Origin of the sequence: Prosthecochloris marina, assembly GCF_003182595.1 — a bacterium.
Classification (GTDB): Bacteria; Bacteroidota; Chlorobiia; order Chlorobiales; family Chlorobiaceae; genus Prosthecochloris; species Prosthecochloris marina.
Genome location: NZ_PDNZ01000001.1, coordinates 152,515 through 175,352, shown reverse-complemented (window position 1 = coordinate 175,352; position 22,838 = coordinate 152,515). Strand labels below are relative to the sequence as shown.

The following is a 22,838-nucleotide window of genomic DNA, read 5'->3' as shown; positions in this document are numbered from 1 at the left end:
GGGGAGAGGTAGTGTGGTCTCTTTTGCATAATCAATTTGAACGGAGGTATCCATGTCTAACGCTATCCTGCTCAATTGGGTGAATTTGTCGAGTGCAATTTCTGCATTGCCGAAAAAAGATCAGCCTCTCGGCCCCAAAGCGTTACAACAGGTTTTTCATGATTTGGTCGAATGGTACAGAGCATTTACCGACATTGCTGATGCTGAGCTCAAGCAGGCTGCCGGGCAATATGAAAAGACGGTGAAAGAGGCTGGGAAAAAAAACTCGACCGGGTTGCATGGTGCTGTTCTTTCTGCAGTAGAGTTTTTGAGGGCCTATCAGGAACCGGCTGAAATCGTCAATATGGCCAGGTTTGGGGCCGGCAGAAAAGAGCGTACTGCTCTGGCGTCGATGACTGGACGAATAACTTCGTTTCATGTCGAGAGAATGAAGTCTCTCGACTGGCTCGTCGGATGGTTGGAAAAAAACGATCCACTGTTTCCATCAGCAACCTATAGAAACAAGCTGGCCTGCTGTTTTTCCGAGGTAAAGCAAAAACATTGTTTCACCAACTCGAGGGCATGTATTTTCGAGCCGGTCCTGTCCTGGATAAAGGTTCCGTCAGCAACATTTTCCGGCGCTACATCCAACGATGACTGTTGCCATGGTGCCACTCTTTCTTCGTGTTCCGGGGGAACGCTGAGTTGTGATTGCGTTGCCGGAAACACCGGCTGTGACTGTAAGGCGCCAAACAAACTTTGCGAGCAGAACAATAAAAATGTTCTGGTTGCGGCGGCTGGGTTCAGTGATGTCAATTGTTATGATCTGGCGACAGACGAACAAGAACCGGAACCGGGTCTGGTGAATTTACCGTGTCTGGTTTTTGATCCTGTTCGCAACAGCGGCTGTATGCTCGATCGTTCTGACATGCTCTACCGCGGACCTTTGTGTTCTCTGCTCGATGCCGGTAAAGGGCGTTTTATGATTGCAGCTTCGGGCATTCCTTTTAATCTCGGACGGCTTGTCTTACAGGCAAAGGACTGTGATCAAACGGGTTTTTGTCCACCGAAAGCTCCGGCCTGTACGGGGCTTTGCTGAGGTATGCTGTATCCATCCCGGTATAACGTGATTGTGCCTGACGGGGATGACGTCTTGCTTTTCAATACGCATTCTCTTTGTTTCGGGCGTCTTCGTGCATCACTCTATAACGATGCTCTTGAACTGGTTGAATCGCTTCATGCGGAGACTGATACGTCGAATTTCAGCGATCAGACAAGGGCTGTTGCCTTTGAAATGCGTCAGAAAGGTTTTTTCGTGCCGGATCCATCTGCCGAAAGCACGGTTGTAACAAACCGGTTCGAGCAGCGTAAAAACGCACGCAACCATCTCGGGTTGACAATAGCTCCTACGGTTGATTGCAATTTTGCGTGCCCTTACTGTTACGAGTATACGGATTATTCGATAATGCCCAACCGGGTTCAGCATGATGTAGCTGCATATATTGATAGAACTCTTGCTTCAGGCAGGTACAGGAGCATGCATGTTACCTGGTACGGGGGAGAACCGTTGTTGGGGGAAAGTTTCAGCGCGCTCGAATTTCTTTCAGGCAAGATCATAACGGCCTGCAGAAACAGCGATATTCCATATTCGGCGAACATTATAACCAATGGTTATCTGCTGGATCGGGAAACTGCCGAACGCCTTGCTGCATGTAACGTTTCGTTGGCCCAGATTACCCTTGATGGTCCCGGAGAACTTCACGATCAAACCCGAATGCTGAAAAACGGGCAGGAAACCTTTGACCGTATTCTGCAGAATATCAAAAATAGCCGTGATTTGCTTCGTTTCAGCATACGCATGAACGTCAATGAAGCAAATGCATCTTCAGTAATGCAATTGAAACAAATCCTGCTTGAAGAAAGGATTCTCGATGACAATGGACGGGTTGCATTTTACCTTTCTCCTGTCCGCTCCTACACGTCTTCATGCCAGAGCGGAGACTGTCTCAGCAATGTATCTTTTTACAAGCTTCAGCTCGAGCTTATAAAAAAGGGGATAAACAACGGCGGTTTTCAAGTTGTGGAGGAATATCCTGTATTGAAAGAAAGTGTGTGTACCGCTGTCGGCCCCGACTCTTACGTTATCGGACCGTCAGGCGAGTTGTACAAATGCTGGCTCGATCTCGGCCGCCATGAGCATTCTGTAGGACACATTGATCGCAAGGGGCTTCACCTCAATGCCCGAATAAACAAGTGGCATGATTTTCTGCCTTTCGACGAGGAATCACAATGTGCTTCCTGTACTATGCTACCGATCTGTATGGGAGGGTGTCCGGAACTGAACATTCGCAGCAGGTACGAGGAGGAAAACCGTGCATGTTGTAATTGGAAATACTATCTTCAGGAACATCTTCTTCACCTGGCAAATCTTGAAAAAAGTGTACATACCTTTTGAAGATACTATATGCGTAACCCTCTGTTTCATGACTTCTTAGCGATAATGAAAAAGCAACGTTCCCTTTTTTTCTTTTTGAATTCATTTCTGCAAAAAATTATATTATTGCGTTAGTCAATGGTTGGCTGAACGCTTTCAGGTGATTTGTGCTTTTGATTATTTGATGGCGTTTCTCTTTTGATCAAAGCACAAATTACCATGAGGTAAGAACATGAACATTTATATTGGCAACCTGGAGTACGGTGTAACAGAAGATCAATTGCGTGATGCATTTGGCGAATTCGGAGAAGTCTCCAGCTCGAACATCATCACCGATAAATTCACTGGCCGTTCCAAGGGTTTCGGATTCGTTGAAATGCCTAACGATGAAGAGGCTAATGCTGCTATCGATGCTTTGAATGATGCTGAATTAAATGGTCGTCCTATAAGGGTCAATCAGGCAAGACCTCGCGAAGAAAGACCGGCAAGGCCTCGCTACTGAAAACAGGATATTTCTTGAGATAGACCAATGCCGCTGTGCTTCTGCACAAGCGGCTTTTTTTTGGCACGATTAATCATCTTTTCTCTGTTTTTCGGGGAAAAATGTCACTTTGTATATTTTTTTTCGAACAAGTGTTTGAAACGTTTGTTCGTTTTTGTATATAGAGCTCAAAGGAAAATTTTAGCTATGTCAAGGAGCTCGGAAAAGGCAAGGGAGGAACTCGTCGAGGCGGCTCTTCGGCTGTTTGCCGAAAGAGGGTATTACGGAGTGACGGTGAGAGATGTTCTTGAAGAAGCCGATACACATCTCAGCGTGCTGAACTATTATTTCAGGTCAAAGGATGCTCTCTACAGGGAGGCGCTTTTGAGGGCATGCGAGAAAGCTTCTTTTTCTCAAAAAGACCGGGAGGCCTTGTTGCAGCTCGAACCGCACAGGGCGTTATACATTGTGAATTTACAGTTGAAAATTCAGGATGATAGATTTTTGTGAGGAAAAAAGTTTTGCAAGGTTTTTTGCACAACAAGATTTGTTCAAACCAGTCGAAAATTGAAATATGGGATCGACAAAAAGTTCGGAAAAAACAAGGGAAAGGCTCGTTGATGCGGCAGGCCGACTGTTTGCCGAGAAAGGTTTCAACGGCGTGACCGTAAGAGATATAGTTCAGAATGCAGAGACGCATCTCAGTGCGCTGAACTACCATTTCAGGTCAAAGGAGGCCCTTTACCGGGAAGCTCTTTTGACGGCATGTACCAAGGCTTCTTTTTCCCCAAAAAACCGCGAAGAGCTGTTGCAACTCGAACCATACGAGGCGCTGTATACCATTATCAACGAGTCGTTGAAATGGCATGATCAGAGGCCGGTAAAAAATTGGGAAAATGATATCATCGTTCGTGAATGTTGGGAGCCGAGCAGCGTTTTCGGGGAGGTTGTTGAAAAGTATTTCAAGCCTCAAGTGAGTTTCATGGCAGAGATCATTGGAAAAATTGCTGGTAAACCGCCTGATGATCCAAAGGTGCTTTATGCGGTAATTGTGCTCATAGGGCTGGTTGATACGTTTGGCGAGTACAGGCTTTTGATTGATTCCGTTGCACCAAATCTGACCGGCCATTTCAAGCAGGGGAATCTGCTTACCAAAGAACTGTTCAATACTGTGGTTCAAACAGTGAAAACATCTATCGATGAATGATGAAAAGCACCGGGAAAGAGCACGATGCGTTTTGTGATGACATAAGAAAACTTGGGCGATGAAAAAGCCTGTCACAGTATTGCTTGCGGCCAGTTTAATTTTCATCACTGCCTGCTCAGGCATACGGAAATTTCCTGAAACAAAACTTCCTGAAGATCTTCCTGCCGCATGGAAAACTGATTTCCCGATAGAAAGGTTGCCGGTAACTTCGGGTTTGCTCGATCTGTTCGACGACAAGCGCTTACGTGTGTTGGTTAACGAAGCGGTTTCCAGTAACCCGAACCTCAAGGCAACGGCTCTTCGTTTGAGGGCTTCAAATTATTTACTAAGTGGCATGGGATCAAAATTGCTGCCCCGTGCAGATATCGATTTTTCCCGGGAAAAGAGTGACCAGGGAGTGGATGCATTGACCGGGAAACGTATACATGAAGATAAATACAGGGTTTCTCTTGGGGTGAGTTGGGAGATTGATCTCTGGGGGAGGCTGGCGGATGAACATGCTGCATCGAAACATGCGTTTTATGCTCAGGAACACGATTATCTGCACGCAAGAGATGCGCTGGCCGCCCGCGTTATTCAAATGTGGGTTGAGCTGGCTGCCGTTCGCCGTTCATTGGCAATGGAAAAAAAACGCCTCGGTTTTTTGCAGCGTATCGAAGAGGTTGCGGTTGAACGGTACAGAAGCGGTGTCGGAACTTTTGGTGAATTATCGGACGCGAAAAGCTGTACAGAGGTTGCCAGAGCTGATATAAGTGAGCAAAAAGCAGCTTTTCACCGGTCAATACGGTCACTGGAGGTGCTGTTGGGGAGATATCCGACAGGACAACTGCTCTCGAATGAAGAGCTACCCTCGATTGCCCATCCTCACGTTGAAATTCCCGCTGTTACGCTCCTGAAACGTCCGGATATACGGGTGGCTCTTGAACGGGTAATATCGGCGCAACATCTTTCACGTTCAGCAGAAAAAGCAATGCTCCCGCAATTGAGTCTATCAGGAAAGATTTTCAAGGAGTCAGCCAGTCTAAATGCTATTGCCGGTTCAGCTCCTTACTGGGGTGTTCTTGGGTCATTGTTTCAACCTTTGTTTGAAAGCGGGCGGATTATTAACGAATCACGTGCACGAAAAGTCGAGGTTGAAGCTGAATTGGCGGAATTGTATGAAACAGTCCTTCGTGCGTTGAAGGAAGTGGAGGATGCCTTGAGCAACGAGCGGGAGCTCGAAATCCAGTCTCATGCGCTCAGGATCGCGGTCAGGGAGTCTGAAAAAAGCAGCCGCTATCATGAAGAGAGATATCGTCAGGGGCTGGACAATATACAGGACATGCTCAGGGCGAAAGAGCAGGAGGTTGCGGCAAGACTGCGCTTGAACGATGTGGATGCCAGGAGGTTAAGTAACCGGATCGAGATGTCTCTGGCTTTAGGGCAGGGTTTTTCCAATCATGTACAGAAACATTGAACGATGTCTTTTTGTAAACGGCATACATGGCAAAAAAAGAAACGGTTATGGGGATTTCTGGTGGTGGTGGCGGTGTGTGGTTTTCTTGTCGTTGTTGCGCTGTCATCGAAACCTCCGGAAAAAAGCGCTGCCGGGAAAGCTGATACGAAGGAAAGGGGAATGCCTGTCTCTGTCGAGCGAATTGAGCCGGGCACTTATTCGGCTGTTATTACCGTGTTTGGGGAGGTTGTCCCGTTATGCGAAGCTACTGTCAAGACGCAGGTTGAAGGACAGATTGTCTTTTTTTCGGAAAAGCTGTATGCAGGGAGCACTGTAACACGAGGTGAATTGCTCTTACAAGTTGAAAAGAGCAATTATGATATGGCTGTTGCCGAAGCGAAAAATCGTCTGGCAGTGGCTAAGGTCAATTTGTTGACGGCACAAGGAGAGGCCCGAGAGGCAAAAAAGAATTGGCAGAGATCGGGAATAAAGGGTGAACCCGCTTCTCCGCTGGTATTTCGTGAACCGCAACTGAAGGCTGCGCGAGCTGAGCTGGATGCAGCCCGTTCAGCACTTGTGCATGCTGAAAGGTTGCTTGCAGATACGGAAATTCGTGCTCCGTTTGATGCTGTCGTTATGCAGCGAAACGTTAATCCCGGGGAATCGTTGTTCGCCGGTGATGAAGTGGCTACGTTGTTCGGCATGGAAACTGTTGAGGTGTCGGTTCGGCTCAATCCTGACCAATGGGCTCTTTTGCCGGAATCGATATTCGGTACCGAGGTCGTATTGAAAGATTCTTATCAGCATGCAGAATGGAGGGCTGAAGTTGTGCGTGACAGTCGCCGTCTGGTTCGTGAATCACGCATGCGGACGATTTTTATGCAGGTGAACAAGCCTTTTGAGCAACGATCACCTCTGTTGCCCGGAGCGTTCGTTCGGGTTGAATTGACCGGAAAGGATATACCTGATTTATTACGCATTCCCGAAGCATCACTGACCAAAGAAGGATTTGTATGGTTCGTGGATAAAGATAACAGGCTGCAGGCTCGAAAACCTGAGCCGGTGTTTTACGGGCAAGGGGAGATATATGTCTCTGTTCCGAAAAACATGGAAGGGCCTCTGAGGGTAGTTGTATCACCAAACTCGAGTTTTGTCAGTGGTTTGGCTGTCCGGCCGATCTAATGAATAAGTAGAGGGTAAAAAAAGTAGAGGGTAAAAACGATGCATGCGTTATCGTCCTGGTTTGTCAGGAATCCCGTGGCTGCGAATCTTTTGATGCTGTTGGTTCTTGTTGCAGGTTTTTTTTCACTCCAGTCAATCAGGATTGAAGGGTTTCCAGCTTTACCTCCTACATCGGTATCGATAACAACCGTGTATCCCGGAGCCAGTGCCGAACAGGTGGATCGAGGGGTTTCGCGCAGGATTGAAAAAGCGCTGGAGGGCATGCCCGGCATCAAGAAGATCTCGTCAGTTTCCCAAGAGGATCTTTCGACCCTTATGGTTCAAAAAGTGAGCGGTTTCGATATGAACCGTTTTCAGAACGAGATAAGAGCAAGAGTCGATGCTATCGGCAGTTTTCCTCAACTGGCCGAACGCCCTGTAGTGGCCAGGGATGAATTCAACGTTGAAGCTTTGCTTGTACAGGTTTACGGCGATGTTGACACCTATACTCTGCAAAAAGTGGCACGTAGTGTTAAAGCTGCCCTGCAGGAGCACCCCGCTATTACAAAGATGACTCCTTTTGGTTTGTTGCCTTATGAGATTCGTATAGAAGTCGATGATAGCAAGCTTCAGGCCTATGGTATTGCAATCGATGATGTCAGCCATGCGATTGAAAATGCCTCTCTGGATTACCACACAGGAAAGCTGAAAAGCGAAGCTGGCAATGTGGTGATCCGGGCAGACCGGAGAGCCTTTAACTACACCGAATTTGCTTCCATACCATTGTTGACCCTGTCCGATGGAACAAGGATTCAGGTCAAGGATGTAGCAAACGTTATCGACGGGTTTGAAGAAGAAAATCTCTTTGCCCGTTTTCAGCAAAAACCTTCGGTCGGTATGCAGGTTTTTACAAGCAAGAAAGGGCACTTGATAGCGGTAAGCGATGCGGCTCATGAGATCCTGGAAAACATCCGTCCACAGCTTCCTGAAGGAGTGGAAGTTGATATATGGGGAGAGTACAGTGTTTATATGAAGGCAAGGTTAGCCCTGCTTGCAACCAATGCGTGGCAGGGGCTGTTGATTGTTTTTGTTCTGCTTGCGGTTTTCCTCGATTTCAGGTTGGCATTCTGGGTGGCAATGGGCGTTCCGATTTCTCTCGCAGGTACTGTTGTGTTCATGGGAGATCGGTTTATCGGCACATCCCTTAACGATCTTACGACATTCGGTATGATCGTTGTTCTTGGAATATTGGTGGATGATGCAATAGTTGTCGGCGAAAGTGTTTTTGAAACAAGAAGCATGAATAAAAACCCGGTTGAAGGGACCATCCAGGGGGTAAAACGTGTATCCACTGCAACGGTATTCGGATGTTTTACCACCATAGCCGCTTTTTACCCTCTGCTTTTGATTGACAACGAAATAGCAAAAATCTTTGCCAATATTTCTCTTGTTGTCATTGTTGCTCTTCTTGTATCGCTTATTGAAAGCAAACTTGTTTTGCCGGCCCATCTTGCAGCGGTTCGTATTGACGGCATGCATGCTCATAAAAAAAAATTCCGCCTATGGCAGCGTATTCAGTCAGTTAATTCCGATTTTTTGTCTTTTCTGAACAACAGGGGGTATCAGCCGTTGTTGCGCATGGCATTACGCAATCGCTTCGCTACGATGGTGATTCTTCTCACCGTCGCTGTATGTGTTATCTCGATGATTTTCAACGGATGGGTGCGGACGGTTTTTTTTCCTGAAGTTCCCGGGCAGATCATTGCTGTAAACATGGCGATGAAAAGCGGCAGTTCTCCGGGGCTGACAATGAAAAACGTCACCACCATCGAAAAAGCTGCTGAAGCTCTGAATGTCGAAACAATGAAAGAGTTTCAGAGCGATAAACCTCCCATAGCCCGTATTATGACAGCAATGACCGGGCCATACAAGGCGGAAATATACGCTGAACTTCAAAATGAAAAGAGCCGCAAACTTGAAACATTGGAAACACTGCGTCGCTGGCGTGAACGGGTTGGAACACTCGAAGGGACTGAAGAATTAAGCTTCAGCGGGTCGTTCGAAACAGGCGGCGGATTTATTATCGAACTGGGCGCACGTGATGAGGCGGTACTACGTGATGCGGTTGAACGGTTTACCATGGCCTTATACCGTATCGATGGGCTTTACAATATCCGGCATGACTTCAGGCAGGGAGAGCCGCAGATAATGCTGCATCTTAAGCCTGAGGCTCAGCATCTGGGTCTTACCACTGCAGATCTGGCTCATCAGGTCGGCGATGCTTTCGGTGGTCTTGAGATCCAGCGACTTCAGCGCATGGACGATGAAGTGAAGGTGTTGGTTACGTACAAGGAACAGAAAAGACGTTATATGCTCGATATGCTTGATATGCAGATCAGGACAAATAGAGGAGTGCTGGTGCCGCTTACTTCTGTAGCAACGATTGAGACCGGATATGTTCCTTCGTCGATGCATCGTCACAATGGAAGGCGGGTGGTACAGATAAGCGCTTCACTCGACAGGGATCGTATCGGTTCTGGTGAAGCGTTTCGGATGATCAAAGCAACCATAGCTCCTGAACTCACCTCTCTTTATCCGGGTCTGACTATCAGGGGGGCGGGCGAGCTGGAAGAAATGGGGGAAATCAAGGGAGACATGAAAGGGGTCTTTGTTATGATTTTAATTCTGATTTACGCTCTTCTTGCTGTGCCGCTCAAGTCATACTGGCAACCGTTGGTGATTATGTCCGTGATTCCGTTTGGTTTTGTCGGTGCAACCATTGGGCATGCTGTGTCAGGGTTTCCGCTCAGTATCGTTTCTTTTTTCGGCATGCTTGCTCTTATGGGTGTTGTTGTCAATAACAGTCTTGTATTGCTGACCAGATTCAACGAAATGCATCGTGACGGAACCTCTGTCGGGGACGCATTGGTTCTATCGGGCGGCAGCCGTTTTCGGGCAATCATCCTTACCACGGTAACGACGGTTTGTGGATTGACTCCTTTGCTTTCCGAGACTTCCGAACAGGCGCAGTATTTGATACCTGCAGCGATCTCGATTGCGTGGGGCGTACTTTTCACCGCACCGATAACGCTTTTTATTGTTCCGGTACTGATCAGCCTCAGTCATGATTTCAATATTATGATGATGAGAGGCGAGTTGTCCCGCATCCTTTACAAAAACAATCAAAACAGGAAACAAGGATAAGGAGCAGGAGTAGTATGTAACGGTGAATAATGCTGGGGAAAAGAGAGAAAACAAATTGTTATGCACAACTGATAAAAATCAATTGTCAGTAATGGTAATTCTTTTGCCGGTTTTTATTCTTTTCAGGTGTATATTCGCTTCTGTAAGCACATTGGCTACGATGTGGATTTTTTCTGCTCCCAATGCGATATCACAATTTTTAATGGTTAATCCGTCGAGGGTTAGGCTGATTGTTTTTCCTGCTTTTTCTTTGGAAACAGCTTGATGGACCAGTTCGGGGACTCTTTCGATTACCGAACCCAGGTTTACGTTGAGTCTTGATGTGATGGCCTCTTTTATATTGTTGTGCAGGATTTCTTCCCCTGCTTGCATGAACATGTTTTTTGATTCGATGGTAAAATCGAAGTTATGGATTTTCAGTTTTTGAGTTGAAGCTTCAAAAACAGGTTGTCCACTGATAAAAAAACTGCTATTGAGAATTTTATCTGTTTCCACTTCGACCGTCAGTCCGTTTACAGAAGCATATGCCCGTATGTTTTTTATACGAGTACTGAAACCTTCTGCTGAAAAGGATTTGTTTCTGAGAAAACGGTTTAATTGTTCATTTAATGTATCGAACGAGGTATAGGCGTAGATGAAAATATCGGATTGCCTCGTTTGTCTATCTTTGTCCAGAGTCTTGAATGATGGTAACGGTAGAGGAGTGGAGCTCTTTGTCGTGTCGGTGATGATCAATGGTTTGGCTTTCAGGCTGGCGAAGCAGGTGATTTTTTCCTGATCCAGTTCTATGTTTCCCTGTATATCTTCACATACAAATTTTAACCAAACAGCAGTCGGTCTTTTATTGATGAGGATCGGTCTTTGCAGATCTTTCCAGACTCCTGCCACCGTCGGTTGGAGGGAAACTTCTTCGTTGATCTGCTCGTCAAGCATTCGGGTCAATTCATGGCTTTTCTGCTGTATTTCCTTATCGAGATGTTCTTTAATGTCTATTTTAAAAGGCCCTATCTGTAAAATCGGCTTGCTCAGCCACTCGTATCCTTTTATTTCAAAACGGGTGGAAAGGTTCCAGTTGCTGTCCAGACTAACCGGGGTCGCCAATGTAATGGAAAGGCTTGTTGAAACCGGTTTGAACAGTTTGGAAAGCGTTTTTCCCAAACTGCTGTTAATCAGTGTGCCGTCGACGGTCAATGGCAGGGTACAGATCAGTTGTTTGCCTGTCGAAGAAACGGTTATTTTCTCTTTTTTTGTCAGAGTCAGGTAAATCTCTTCTTTTCCAGAGTTTAGAAAAATATTTTTTTCGAGAAAGGTGCCGGTGATCTTGTTGTTAAGATAGTTGGCAAGCTGTTCGACCTGATAAGTGATCGGCAGATTGATTGTCGAGGCAGGAACGGTAACCGAAACAGTTTTTTGGACAGCTTGAGGAGGTTTGGGCTGCTGTATTTCAATGAATAGAAGAAAGGCCAAGACTATTGAAATGGTTACAGCAAAAAAAATTCCGATTATAATGAATGCTTTTTTCATTGTAATCTCCTGCAGGTCGTCGGATATGCAAATGATGTTCAGTTATTGGTCGATTATCACATAGGCAACAATTCACCACTCTTTTCCTTATAGTGAAAATGCTTTTCAGGCACCTTTTTTTGTGACTGTTTTGTGTTGCTTTATCGATAGTATTTAAAATATATCATCATTGTGTTAATATCACTGGCCATATCTTTCATTTCGCCAACAGCATTTTCTGATGATTTTAAGGCGTTATTGACAGTGCTTTTCGCTGCATCATAAATGGCTCCTGATGCGCCTTTGGCGCCCGATGCGACTACGTCGAATATGTCCATAGTGTTTTCAGCGTTGAGTGTTGAAAAGAGAACGGTCGTCGTTATTTTTTTGCATGAAAAACCTTAGTCAATGTGCCATAGACAAATACACAATTTATAAGGGCGCTCTTCGATAATCATGTTGAAGACGTTTAGTCATACCATGAAATTTGAATAAGATCGCTAACTAAAAGTATACGTTATTTTTTCCGTCACTCTCTTTTTTTTAGAGGTCTCTTATCGGAGCAAGCGGTCACAGTAATAGCTTTTGATGTAATCGGATAAGCGTAAATGGTTTATATTAACGGCATGAAACTTCCTGGAAAAACAGCTCTGGTTACCGGTGCCGCCGGGGGAATCGGCAGTGCGGTCGCGCAATGTTTTGCTGCTGAAGGGGCATCGCTTGTTCTGAGTGATTGTAACCGGGAGGGATGCTCGGCAATTGAGGAGCAGATCAGGAAAAAAGGCGGGAATGCACAGGTGATTCTGGCCGATGTCACCAGGGAAGACGAGATTCTTGATCTTTTTGCGGAAATTGAGGATTCTTTTTCCTCTCTTGATATAGTTGTGAACATTGCGGGTGGTGATGTTGAGCCGGTGGTTGACGTTGAGGCGATCGATTACGAACGTATGAGCCTGAACCTCGATCTCAACCTGAAATCATGCATTCTGATTTGCCGAGAAGCCTGCAGAAAAATGCAGCCGAGAAAGTATGGCCGGATTGTAAATATGAGCTCGCTGGTTTACCGCGGCAGTCCGGGACAATTTTCATATTCTGCGTCTAAGGGTGGTATTTTCTCGTTTACCCGTTCTTTAGCCATGGCAATGGGGAGCCACAATATTACTGTCAACGCACTTGCTCCGGCCCTGGTCGATGTGCCGGTTTTCAGCAAGGTGCTCGGTGAAGGGCGCTGGGAAAAAATGGCTGAAGAGGCTGCGGCACGTTATCCGCTGCAAAGGATAGCTACCCCTCTTGATGTCGCAAAAGCGGCTCTTTTTCTTGCTTCTGACGATGCTTCGTTCATAACAGGTCAGATTCTCGAAATTTCAGGTGGAGCAAGGTTGTGAAGAAAAAGCAGATACTGATTTTTTTTCTTCTTGTTTTCCGAACAGTAAAAGAGTATAATCATGATTCAGCCAATGGTTGGCTGAACCGCTCTCAGGTGATTTGTGCTTTTGATTATTTGATGGCGTTTCTCTTTTTGTTTAAAGCACAACTTACCATGGGGTAAAAACATGAATATTTATATTGGCAATCTCGAATATGGTGTAACTGAAAACGATCTGCGTGATGCTTTCGGCGAGTTCGGTGAAGTTTCCAGCGCAAACATCATCACCGATAAATTCACCGGTCGCTCAAAAGGTTTCGGTTTTGTCGAAATGCCGAACGATGGTGAAGCGAATGAAGCCATCGAAGCTCTTAATGACAGCGATCTCAACGGTCGTTCGATCAAGGTCAACCAGGCACGTCCCCGTGAAGAACGCCCTTCAAGGCCGCGCTATTAAGCCTGAAAAATATTCTCTTTGAATATATTTGCTTCTCGAGCCGTCGTACAATCCGTACAGACGGCTTTTTTTAATTCTTTATTTGCTTGTATTTTCATCATGGATGACGAAAGTTCCGGCCATAATATCATGGAGTCCCCGTTTCCTGCTTGTCCAGCCGACCATCATGTACCCTATGCAAAAAATTGCGGCAGAAATAATTGAAGCAAAATATCGACCGGTTGCACGTCCGAAAGAAATGCGGCGCCCGTTTTCATCCACCACTTTCAGGCCGACGACTTTTTTCCCTAAGGTGGCCTGCCATGCAGAAGACTGAAGTGCGGCGCAGTAAATCCAGTCAAAGATTAAACTGTTAAGAAGAATACTGAATTCTTGCGCTATCTGATCAATTTCGGTGGTTGCCCCTTGCGTAAGTTCACGCTGGAGAAAGGCAAAAAGCATACTGGGGATAAGAAGCACTATATAGTCGATGATGCTCGCAGCGACACGAATCCAGAATCCGCCGTACTTAACGGGTTCCCGGTATTGATGGATTGACGGTGCGCTCATTATTTCGCTTTGTTTTTATCCTTTGTTGATTGCGGGTTCGAAATAATCATTCCAGTTTCAGGCTTTTAATTTTTTGCGTAACTCAAATTAAAAAAATAAGATACGTCTTTTGTCCCTTATATCAACGCGATTATCGTTTTTTAAAAAAATTTGAGAACATAATCCCTTGGCCAATTAACGCTTATAAATAGTTGAGCAAGCATGAACTTTTCCACCCTGGAAAGGTATTGTATGTAAGTGTATTGCGTAGTTATTGCAAGAGAAATTTTCAGCATGCCCGATCTCAGTATTATTCATACTATTCCGTTTTACGAGATTACCTCATTACTCGTGCTGGCTGCGGCAGTCGGCGCCTTGAGTCTTTTGTTGCGTCAGCCGATGATTGTGAGTTTTATCGCTGTCGGTATACTTGCGGGTCCGTCCGCGCTCGATATAGTACAATCGAGCGAAAAGGTGCAGTTGTTGGCTGATCTCGGAATTACACTTCTTTTGTTTCTGGTTGGATTGAAGCTCGATCTCAAGCTGATACGTTCAATGGGTCTGGTATCATTGGCGACTGGCCTGGGACAGGTTCTTTTTACATCGGTCGCCGGTTTTTTTATCGGGCAGTTGCTCGGGCTTGATACCACAACTTCTTTGTACGTTGCCGTAGCGCTTACGTTTTCCAGTACGATCATTATCGTCAAGCTGCTTTCCGACAAGAAAGAGGTCGATTCACTGCACGGGAGGATTGCAATCGGGTTTCTTATTGTTCAGGATCTGGTTGTTGTGCTTGCGATGATCGTTCTTTCGGCTTTCGGGGTTGATTCCCAGCCGGGTGTTGAAAGCAGCGCCCTGATGAGGACCGGGACAATCATGATCTACGGTATCGCCATGCTGTTGTTTGTCGCCGTTTTCATCCGCTTTGTCGCAACACCGGTAATCAGTCGAATGGTGCAGTCCCCGGAATTGCTCGTCACCTTCGCTATAGGATGGGCGGCTCTTTTGGCTTCGCTCGGCAGTTATTTTGGCTTCAGCAAGGAACTCGGGGGGTTGCTTGCCGGCGTTTCTCTGGCTTCGACCCCTTTCCGCGAAACCATCCTTTCGCGTCTTTCCACGGTACGCGATTTTCTGCTCCTTTTCTTTTTTATCTCTTTGGGTATGCATATCGAACTTGCATTGCTCGGGAGTCAGATCTATCCGGCGATTCTTTTTTCATTGTTTGTGCTTATCGGTAATCCGCTGATTGTCATGATCATCATGGGATTTTTGGGTTATCGGAAACGAACGTCGTTCCTGGCAGGGCTCACCGTGGCACAGATCAGCGAGTTTTCCCTGATTTTCATTGCAATGGGGCTCAATCTGGGGCATGTTTCTTCAGATGCTCTCGGCCTGGTTACGCTGGTAGGATTGATTACCATAGCGCTCTCCGTTTACATGATAACCTATTCACATATGCTCTATGCTTTCCTGGAGCCCGTGCTGGGAGTTTTTGAGAAACGTGTTCATAAAGGTCAGGAGGTGGCAGATCGGGAAATGCTTGGGGCAAGGAGTTATGACATCATACTTTTCGGGTTGGGGCGTTATGGGTCAGCGGTTGCGCAGTATCTGAAAAATGATGGTTACCGTATTCTCGCCATTGATTTCAACCCCGATGAAGTACGCAGATGGAAAAAGCAGGGATTCGATGCTGTGTATGGTGATGCTTCCGATCAGGAATTCATAGGTTCATTACCTCTTGGAGGTGTGCAGTGGGTTGTTTCATCGGTAGCACAGCATGATTTTCTCGGGTTGACTCATGAGGATCCCCGCATCGCACTGATCGATGCGCTCAAGCAGCAGCGTTTCAGAGGAAAAATCGCCGTGTCGACACAAAAGGTCGATGAGCGGGAGATATTGATTTCCAAAGGAGCCGATGTTGTGTTTTTGCCATTTTACGATGCTGCGGAACGTGCTGCAAAGAGGTTGGCTGAGGCTATGCAATGTGAGCTGCCGATAGCAAAGGACATTTAAGAATCTGGCCAGGAGGTGGACCATGCGAACATTTAACTCGATCCTGTATGTTACAAATGGGATCTTTGATGAAACTGCAGGACTGAGGCAGGCACTGCAGCTTGTTATGTCAAACAAGGGAACACTTGATGTTTTACTTGTCTATCCTGCTCTCCTGAAAGCGCAGAAAGCTTATACCGAAACGTATTCGAAGTATCTCGAAGAGCAGCTTCACCTGGCTCTTGAAAAGGCTTGTGAGGCACTGAACTTCGACAAAGACAAGGTACCGGTTCGTATCATACAGGAAGAAGTTGTCATTCCTCCTGCGATAAAGGTGATTCGACATGTTCTTCGTGAGGGATATGATCTTGTGATCAAGGAAGCCGAGCCAAGAGAGCACGACAAAGGCTTCGGGGCGATGGATATGACGCTTCTTCGAAAGTGTCCCTCTACCGTTTGGCTTGCAAGACCCGTACTTCACAAACAAGAAAAATTCAGGTTTGCGGTGGCTATTGATGCGGAAAGCCGAGAGCCTTCAGAAAAAGCGCTTTCCATAAGGCTATTGGAACTTTCACGATCCATGGCTGATAAGTTTAACGGATCGTTAAGCGTTCTTTCCTGTTGGGACTATGAATATGAACAGTTTCTGCGTTACAAGGCTTGGGCGAACATCTCTGAAGAAGAACATGAAAAGAACATCAAAGAGGCGGATTCCGATCATCAGGCGCTTTTGAATGCATTGATTGAAGAGTCGGGTATTGGTGCCAATCATGAAGTTTTCCGTATGAGAGGATGGCCTGATACTCTTATTCCTGAATTTGTCGAAAGAGAGCATGTCGATATTCTTGTTATGGGAACGGTTGCCAGAACGGGTATTCTCGGGTTTCTCATCGGAAACACGGCAGAAAATATTGTAAACACCATGAATTGTTCCTTGCTGGCGTTGAAGCCTTCCGGTTTTGTTTCGCCGGTAAAGGCATTTTCCTGATGCGCCACATCGCTGGAAAGTATAAGAGGATTGAATATATTTTCCTTTTTTAGCCAAAAATAAACGCCTATTGCCGGGAATTGAGGCATTGGCGTTCTAACCGGGAAAATGAAGAACAACTTTTTCAGAGAATTTGCCGTTTCGCTTGCTTTTTTTGTGTTGCTTACCGCACCTTTTCTGGTGTGGGATATTGATATTGCCCTGCAAAAAATGCTTTACAGCGATGGAGAATGGGTGTTTCGAAACCAGGCGCTATGGGTGTTTTTATACGATTACGGTCCGGCTCCGGCCATGATCATCTCTATCATCGCTCTCTTGTTGTGGTTCATCGGCACATTCACCGGTTTTCAGAAGCAGAACAGGAGAGTTTTTGCATTCATCGCCATGCTTATGGTCTTAGGGCCGGGGCTATTGGTCAATGCGGTGTTCAAGGAATACTGGGGACGACCGAGACCGAGGGAAATTGTCGAATTCGGGGGACAACGTGCTTTTGTTCCTCCTCTTGTAAAGGGAGAGTTTGTCAGTTCACGGAAATATGAAAAAATGCTTGAATCCAGTCAGGGGGCTGTCGAGTGGGATATCTTTCGCAATGTGTACCGGATAAAAGGTAAATACAACTCGTTTCCCAACGGACATGCTTCAGTAGGATTTTTCATGATATTTCCATACTTCATTTACCGGCACAGGAAAAAAGTGCTGGCGATGGTCTGGCTTGCAGGGGGAACCTGTTATGGGATATTGATGGGAGTCGGCAGGATGGCGCAGGGAGGCCATTTTGCAAGCGATTTTCTCTGGTCTTGCGCTATGGTGTATCTTGTTGGGATTGCACTGTATTATGCTCTGCGCATGTACGAACAGGATTTCAGCTTTAAGGAGTTCCTCGCCGGTTTTTTACCTAAAAAAAAGCCTTCCTGACCGTAGCGATACCAAGTCTGCTTCAGCCAAGCTCAAAAGATGTAACCCCGAAGATCCTGTTCAGAGGAAGCCTGGGCGCTTTGCCTTTATACATGCGGGCTGTTTCAAACACAGTCTCCATCTTGTGCTTTCCTGCCATTTCCAACGCCGCATGATTTGTTTCAGGGAGATCGAGAAAAACCGGAGAGCCTTCGGGTACTGAAGATGTGAGGGCACAGAACAGTTTTTCGGCAAGGTCAGGTTTATCGGCAAAAAGAGGGCCGATCTTATATCCGGAACGGCAGGAACGGATAACCCCGTATCCGGCAAGTCGGTCATGGTCCATTACCCCGAGTGCCGTGCAGTTTTTCTGGTTTATCCAACACTGCAGAAACGCTTTTCGTTTATCGGGAAAGAAGCTTTGATCATATGCATTGACATCATCGAACGGGAGTTCAGAGAGCAACCCTATTTCTTCATGTTTGGATTTTGTTCTACCGCTCTTTCCCTGAAATCGAATATTACGATAAGCCAGGGTGAATCCGGATTTTTTGTAATTATCCTGCTGTGCGACAACCCCGTCGAGCCCTATCGATCTGCCTTCAAGCCTTTTCAGACCAGCGTTCCAGATGTCAAAACCCAGGCCCATACCGCGAAATTCCTCACGGACAATGAAAAAACCGAGAAAACCAAAAGAACTACCATACTTGACTGCTGAAATAGTGGCTACGGGTTCACCGTCAAGTTTTCCGATAAGAAATCCTTCAGGATCGGTACGAAAAAAACATTCCGCATCACCGATTCCGGGGTTCCAGCCTTCTTTGGCTGCCCAATCAATGGCTATATTGACTTCGTCACGGGTCATGGTTCTGACAGTGTAGTCCGGGTATGTTGTCATCTATGTAAGTTTGAGGAGTAACACTCTTCTTCATTGAAGATATGCGGGCAAAAAAAGTAATCTTTCAGGAAAATGTTTATAATCGTTATTTGACCATCTTTGCCTTGCATGAGCAAGGTAAGCAACTGTTTCTGTTTTCATGAGTTCGAAGAAAAAAAATAAAAAGAATGGCGGAGATTACAAGATTGGCTGTTCCGAATGTGGTTTTTTGAACTGTTATCGCCAGGAGAAAAGTTTTCCGGATTTCTGCCCGGGAAAAGCTGTTGAACCGAACGATCTCGCAAACGTCACGCTCGAGTATTGTGAAGACTCTGGCGATGCAAAGATTGCACGGGCTGCTGCTGAAGTTGAGGGGCTCTATTATGGTAAGCTGACCCGCGTCGAAGAAATTCTTGCGTTTGCCAGACGTCTCGACGCCCGTAAAATAGGGCTTGCAACATGTATCGGACTGATCGAGGAGACTCGAATTTTTTCAAAAATAGTGAAAAAAAACGGTTTTGAGCCCTATGCTGTACTCTGTAAAGTCGGTTCTGTCGACAAGAGCGGAATTGGGCTGGATGAGAAACTGAAAATCAGACCTGATAGCTTCGAGGGAATATGTAACCCGATCCTGCAAGCAAAACTGCTTGATGAATGGGGGGCGGATCTCAATGTGGTTATCGGGCTCTGCGTCGGTCACGACGCGCTTTTTTGCAAACATTCCAAGGCGCTCGTAACAACGCTTGTTGTCAAGGACAGGGTTTTGGGGCACAATCCTGCAGCTGCCCTCTATACAAGCAATTCATATTATAACCGGGTGTTGGAGAAAGGGCGTGAGCTGTAGCGGTTCAACCGATACGAATCGTTGCAATCGTTTTTGAGGACGTTGGCTGGTCAACTGAAATATTTGCTATATTTCACACCCGTTTTTGAAATCAAACAGGCATAAAAGCTTTACTAACGACAATCCTTCATTGAGCCGTGAATTCATTTTCTCCATCTTCCGGAACAAAACAGTCGAAACGTGTTTTTGTGGTAGGGGCAACCGGATATATTGGCAAATTCGTTGTTCGTGAACTGGTTGCCAGAGGGTATCAGGTGGTGAGTTTTGCCCGTGAGCGTTCGGGTGTTGGCGCTTCGACGAGCGCTCAACGGACCAGGGAAGAACTCAAAGGGTCCGAGGTACGTTTCGGAGATGTGACCGAGCTTGATTCACTCATGAACAACGGCATCTGCAAAGAGCACTTCGATGTTGTCGTGTCCTGCCTGACATCTCGTACCGGAGGCGTAAAGGACTCCTGGAATATTGATTATCAGGCTACAAGAAACGCACTCGATGCAGGACTTTCTGCTGGCGCGAAGCAGTTTCTGTTGCTTTCGGCAATCTGTGTTCAGAAGCCCCTTCTGGAGTTTCAGAGGGCTAAACTGAAGTTTGAAAAAGAACTGATCGAATCCGGACTGACCTACTCGATCGTGCGTCCAACGGCTTTTTTCAAATCCATAGCAGGTCAGGTAGAATCGGTGAAAAACGGGAAGCCGTTCATTATGTTCGGCAACGGTGAGCTGACCTCTTGTAAACCAATCAGCGAGGCCGACCTTGCGCGTTTCATGGTCGATTGTTTGGAAGATCCTTCAAAGCAAAACAAAATTCTTCCGATCGGCGGACCGGGAGATGCGATTTCCGTCAGGGAGCAGGGAGAGATGCTTTTCGAGCTTCTGGGAAGAGAACCGAAATTCAAACGTATGCCGATTCAGATGTTCGGCATCATTATTCCGGTATTGGGTTTTCTTGCGAAGATTTTCCCGAAACTCGAAGACAAGGCGGAATTTGCCCGTATCGGTAAATACTACTGTTCTGAATCGATGTTGGTGCTGAACCCTGAAACAGGACAGTATGACGCTGATGCCACGCCTTCCTACGGAACCGATAAGCTGAGGGATTTCTACAAGCGTGCATTGGAAGAAGGGCTTGCCGGACAGGAACTGGGTGACCACGCAATGTTCTGAAAAACCCTGTGACAGGCTTTCTTATCCTTTTTCAGGATACCGCTATTTACTATGCAGTGCATCATGATTACTTCGTTGGGTGCTCAAAATCCTCATGCACTCCGGTGCGCTCCGTACGCATACCGCACACGACAATGTATAGTGGTATCCTTCAGTCATTGAGCGGCATGAAGGATTTTGGTTTCATGGTGATTTGTTCCATAAGGAAGTCATACCGGTCAGCTTGTTTAAACCACTCTATTGTTTCAAGGCAGATGCTGTGCCATATGTTCATGAGTTTTTGCTGCTGCAGCAAGGGCATGGTGAACAAGCCGTTGATTTCCTGGTGAAGAGCTATGCAGCCTCCAGCACAGAAATTTTCCGCTGGGCACTCTTCACAACGGGTGTAACAGCCAAGGATATGGCGTCGGTCATATCGGCGGAAGGGAAGGGTTTTGACCGGATCGATTCCGTCATAAACCGACCCGAGTCTGAATTTCATGCGGTCGGAACCGGTATAACTGACAAATCGGTGGCATGGATAAATATTGCCTTCGACATCCACTCCCACGAAAGTTTTACCGGCACCGCAGGCGACATCGACTTCATGGTTGCTGGTGATTTGTTCAATACCGTTATCGAGAAAGTGCAGGTGAACGTAGTCGTTCACGATGGCTTTTTCAGTGACATATACGGCGGCATCACGGCATTGCCGGTCGAAAGCTTTCCACGATTCATGATCATCTATCTGTTCGAGTGCCGTGCAGGGAGAAATGAACCGAAAGCCGAGTTCTTCGTTGAGAAATCTGATGTTCGAAGCGAGGGCAGGAATATTTTCCTTTGTAACCGTCATCCGGGCGGCAACATTGGGGAACCGCTCAAGCAGGCGTAACGCATTGTTGCAAATTGTTTCAAAAGGGCTCGAACCATCCTTGTAAAGTCTGAAACGGTCATTGGTTGCCTTGTCGCCGTCGATACTGAAAAGTACACTGATATTGTGTTCTTCAAAAAAATCGAGCATTGCTGTGTTCAACAATGTTCCGTTAGTCGTAACGGAAAAAATCATCTTTTTTCCGTACCGGTCTTCGTGTTGCTTGCTGTATTCGACAAGTTGTCGGAGGAGAGAAAATCGTAACAAGGGTTCACCACCGAAAAAAGAGACAATCAATGGATCTTCATGAAACCCTTTGGTGTTCTCGTAAAGCCAGTCTATTGTTTTCCTGCCGGTTTTCAGGCTCATGGAGTCAAGACCTGTCCTGCTTGCAAAACAATAGCTGCAACAGAGATTACAACTGTTTGTCAGGAAGAGAACCGCATAAGGCACATGCCATTTTCCAGCCATTCAATACTGTGTCTTTAAACGTCTCCGCCTGGAATTTTAGCGCATTCCATGCACTGGCAGATTTTGCAGCTTAATGAACATGCGGCAAAGGTGTCTATCTCTTCGGTTTCCATGAGATCGAGCATCGACTCTTTCTCGAGGAGTTCTTCGAGAAAAGTGGTTTCAGGGCTGATTGTCGGAAAAGCATGCTCTTGCATGATTATCTCCATTTATTCCGTGAGCAGGATTATGAGAATACATCAAACATACCATGTTGTAATTTAAAAACATAACCATTAAATCCCAGGATACGATAGAGTTCTGTGGTTCCTTGATACAAAAGAAACGGAAAATCAGAAATGCACGACGGCGTAATAGAGATTTTTCTGGAGTTCGCTGACCACAAACCGATAACTCGTTTTGTTGCTCCACCAGAATAAAGGGTCCCACCATTCCGGCTGTGTCGAAATAAGAATGATTTTTTTCTGAGAATCCTCGACAGCTCTTTTCCACGTATGGTGAAGACGAAACATGTGTGGAGGATCACTGACCACGATTGCTTTTTTCCAGCCTTTTTCAGTCATCGTCTCAACCGAGTTCATTGCTTCTTCCCAAGTTGTCTCCGACCTGATGTCAACCAGGATAGCCTGCTCGGGAACACCGATATCCAACAAACGACGTTCACGCCAGTTTGGTTGTGAAGGTTTGTAATATCTGCTGTCGATGCCTGTCACCAGAATGTTCGGTGCATATCCTGCCTTGTACAATTCACCGCCTTGTTTTACCCGAAGCCCGTCATCTCCTCCCAACACAATGATTACATCGGCTTTTTCCGGTGTTCCCTGGTATAGAGAGACCAGAAAGCCAAGGCTTGAAAATGCCGTTACCCCTATGATGCTTGCGATTACAAGCAGTGTCAGGATTTTTTTGAAAAAGGCTTTCATAAAAAAGGGGTTGCTGTCCTTGAGGTCTTGCTTCTATCTTATAAAAAAATGACGATAAATCAAGCTACATCGTTTTCATAG

22 protein-coding genes are annotated in these 22,838 nt (G+C 46.2%); 15 read left to right on the top strand and 7 right to left on the bottom strand.

The genetic code is table 11. The features are described 5' to 3' along the window. Positions 1-52: 52 nt before the first annotated feature. The 8 genes from CR164_RS00825 (at position 53) to CR164_RS00790 (ending at position 9,901) form a co-directional block, all read left to right on the top strand. Positions 53-1,078 (top strand): hypothetical protein, encoded by a 1,026-nt coding sequence (locus CR164_RS00825; protein ID WP_110022017.1) that lies wholly within the window; start codon positions 53-55, stop codon positions 1,076-1,078. A gap of 3 nt (positions 1,079-1,081) precedes the next feature. Continuing rightward, entirely contained in the window at positions 1,082-2,434 is a 1,353-nt protein-coding gene (locus CR164_RS00820) for a radical SAM/SPASM domain-containing protein (RefSeq protein WP_110022016.1), read from the top strand. 211 nt (positions 2,435-2,645) lie between these two features. After that, positions 2,646-2,915, top strand: coding sequence for an RNA recognition motif domain-containing protein (locus tag CR164_RS00815; protein WP_110022015.1), 270 nt, complete (start codon positions 2,646-2,648; stop codon positions 2,913-2,915). 186 nt (positions 2,916-3,101) lie between these two features. Beyond that, complete coding sequence (locus tag CR164_RS00810) at positions 3,102-3,404, top strand: TetR/AcrR family transcriptional regulator (protein ID WP_161953464.1); 303 nt, start codon at positions 3,102-3,104, stop codon at positions 3,402-3,404. Positions 3,405-3,468: 64 nt separating this feature from the next. Further along, positions 3,469-4,101 (top strand): TetR/AcrR family transcriptional regulator, encoded by a 633-nt coding sequence (locus CR164_RS00805; RefSeq protein ID WP_110022013.1) that lies wholly within the window; start codon positions 3,469-3,471, stop codon positions 4,099-4,101. 58 nt (positions 4,102-4,159) lie between these two features. After that, entirely contained in the window at positions 4,160-5,557 is a 1,398-nt protein-coding gene (locus tag CR164_RS00800; protein WP_110022012.1) for an efflux transporter outer membrane subunit, read from the top strand. 3 nt (positions 5,558-5,560) lie between these two features. Next, positions 5,561-6,718 carry an efflux RND transporter periplasmic adaptor subunit gene (locus tag CR164_RS00795; protein ID WP_110022011.1) on the top strand — a complete coding sequence of 386 codons (1,158 nt, stop codon included), beginning with the start codon at positions 5,561-5,563 and terminating at the stop codon, positions 6,716-6,718. 39 nt (positions 6,719-6,757) lie between these two features. Continuing rightward, entirely contained in the window at positions 6,758-9,901 is a 3,144-nt protein-coding gene (locus CR164_RS00790) for an efflux RND transporter permease subunit (protein ID WP_110022010.1), read from the top strand. A 78-nt stretch (positions 9,902-9,979) separates the two neighbouring features. On the opposite strand, the gene CR164_RS00785 is transcribed toward CR164_RS00790, so the two are convergent. Both CR164_RS00785 and CR164_RS12970 read right to left on the bottom strand, forming a co-directional pair. Continuing rightward, positions 9,980-11,425 carry a DUF4403 family protein gene (locus CR164_RS00785; protein ID WP_110022009.1) on the bottom strand — a complete coding sequence of 482 codons (1,446 nt, stop codon included), beginning with the start codon at positions 11,423-11,425 and terminating at the stop codon, positions 9,980-9,982. Positions 11,426-11,565: 140 nt separating this feature from the next. Next, positions 11,566-11,742 (bottom strand): hypothetical protein, encoded by a 177-nt coding sequence (locus tag CR164_RS12970; RefSeq protein WP_153303681.1) that lies wholly within the window; start codon positions 11,740-11,742, stop codon positions 11,566-11,568. A gap of 270 nt (positions 11,743-12,012) precedes the next feature. Here CR164_RS12970 and CR164_RS00780 point away from each other — a divergent pair, with 270 nt between their 5' ends. Next, positions 12,013-12,789, top strand: coding sequence for an SDR family NAD(P)-dependent oxidoreductase (locus CR164_RS00780; protein ID WP_322113418.1), 777 nt, complete (start codon positions 12,013-12,015; stop codon positions 12,787-12,789). A 168-nt stretch (positions 12,790-12,957) separates the two neighbouring features. Next, positions 12,958-13,227 carry an RNA recognition motif domain-containing protein gene (locus CR164_RS00775; protein ID WP_110022008.1) on the top strand — a complete coding sequence of 90 codons (270 nt, stop codon included), beginning with the start codon at positions 12,958-12,960 and terminating at the stop codon, positions 13,225-13,227. Between the two features lie 78 nt (positions 13,228-13,305). Here the strand turns inward: CR164_RS00775 and CR164_RS00770 are convergent, their stop codons facing one another. Further along, positions 13,306-13,776, bottom strand: coding sequence for an RDD family protein (locus CR164_RS00770; RefSeq protein WP_110022007.1), 471 nt, complete (start codon positions 13,774-13,776; stop codon positions 13,306-13,308). A gap of 273 nt (positions 13,777-14,049) precedes the next feature. On the opposite strand from CR164_RS00770, the gene CR164_RS00765 reads away from it, so the two are divergent. The 3 genes from CR164_RS00765 (at position 14,050) to CR164_RS00755 (ending at position 17,650) form a co-directional block, all read left to right on the top strand. Further along, the gene (locus CR164_RS00765; RefSeq protein WP_110022006.1) at positions 14,050-15,768 is read left to right on the top strand and encodes a cation:proton antiporter; all 1,719 of its coding nucleotides are present in this window, start codon (positions 14,050-14,052) and stop codon (positions 15,766-15,768) included. 22 nt (positions 15,769-15,790) lie between these two features. Then, a complete protein-coding gene (locus CR164_RS00760) occupies positions 15,791-16,735 on the top strand; it encodes a universal stress protein (protein WP_110022005.1) in 945 nt (314 codons plus the stop codon). Between the two features lie 108 nt (positions 16,736-16,843). Continuing rightward, positions 16,844-17,650, top strand: coding sequence for a phosphatase PAP2 family protein (locus CR164_RS00755; RefSeq protein WP_146204121.1), 807 nt, complete (start codon positions 16,844-16,846; stop codon positions 17,648-17,650). Between the two features lie 22 nt (positions 17,651-17,672). Here the strand turns inward: CR164_RS00755 and CR164_RS00750 are convergent, their stop codons facing one another. After that, entirely contained in the window at positions 17,673-18,527 is an 855-nt protein-coding gene (locus CR164_RS00750) for a GNAT family N-acetyltransferase (protein WP_110022004.1), read from the bottom strand. A gap of 139 nt (positions 18,528-18,666) precedes the next feature. On the opposite strand from CR164_RS00750, the gene CR164_RS00745 reads away from it, so the two are divergent. Further along, positions 18,667-19,350, top strand: a complete 684-nt coding sequence (locus CR164_RS00745) for a DUF1847 domain-containing protein (protein ID WP_110022003.1) — start codon at positions 18,667-18,669, stop codon at positions 19,348-19,350. Between the two features lie 137 nt (positions 19,351-19,487). Then, the gene (locus tag CR164_RS00740) at positions 19,488-20,513 is read left to right on the top strand and encodes an NAD(P)-dependent oxidoreductase (RefSeq protein WP_110022002.1); all 1,026 of its coding nucleotides are present in this window, start codon (positions 19,488-19,490) and stop codon (positions 20,511-20,513) included. Between the two features lie 151 nt (positions 20,514-20,664). On the opposite strand, the gene CR164_RS00735 is transcribed toward CR164_RS00740, so the two are convergent. The 3 genes from CR164_RS00735 to CR164_RS00725 all read right to left on the bottom strand — a co-directional run bounded on the left by CR164_RS00735 (position 20,665) and on the right by CR164_RS00725 (position 22,757). Continuing rightward, positions 20,665-21,834 (bottom strand): radical SAM/SPASM domain-containing protein, encoded by a 1,170-nt coding sequence (locus CR164_RS00735; RefSeq protein ID WP_110022001.1) that lies wholly within the window; start codon positions 21,832-21,834, stop codon positions 20,665-20,667. Positions 21,835-21,848: 14 nt separating this feature from the next. Next, positions 21,849-22,031, bottom strand: a complete 183-nt coding sequence (locus tag CR164_RS00730) for a hypothetical protein (RefSeq protein ID WP_146204120.1) — start codon at positions 22,029-22,031, stop codon at positions 21,849-21,851. A gap of 135 nt (positions 22,032-22,166) precedes the next feature. Next, positions 22,167-22,757: a YdcF family protein gene (locus tag CR164_RS00725; protein WP_110021999.1), complete on the bottom strand. Its 591-nt coding sequence runs from the start codon at positions 22,755-22,757 to the stop codon at positions 22,167-22,169. Positions 22,758-22,838: the final 81 nt, after the last annotated feature.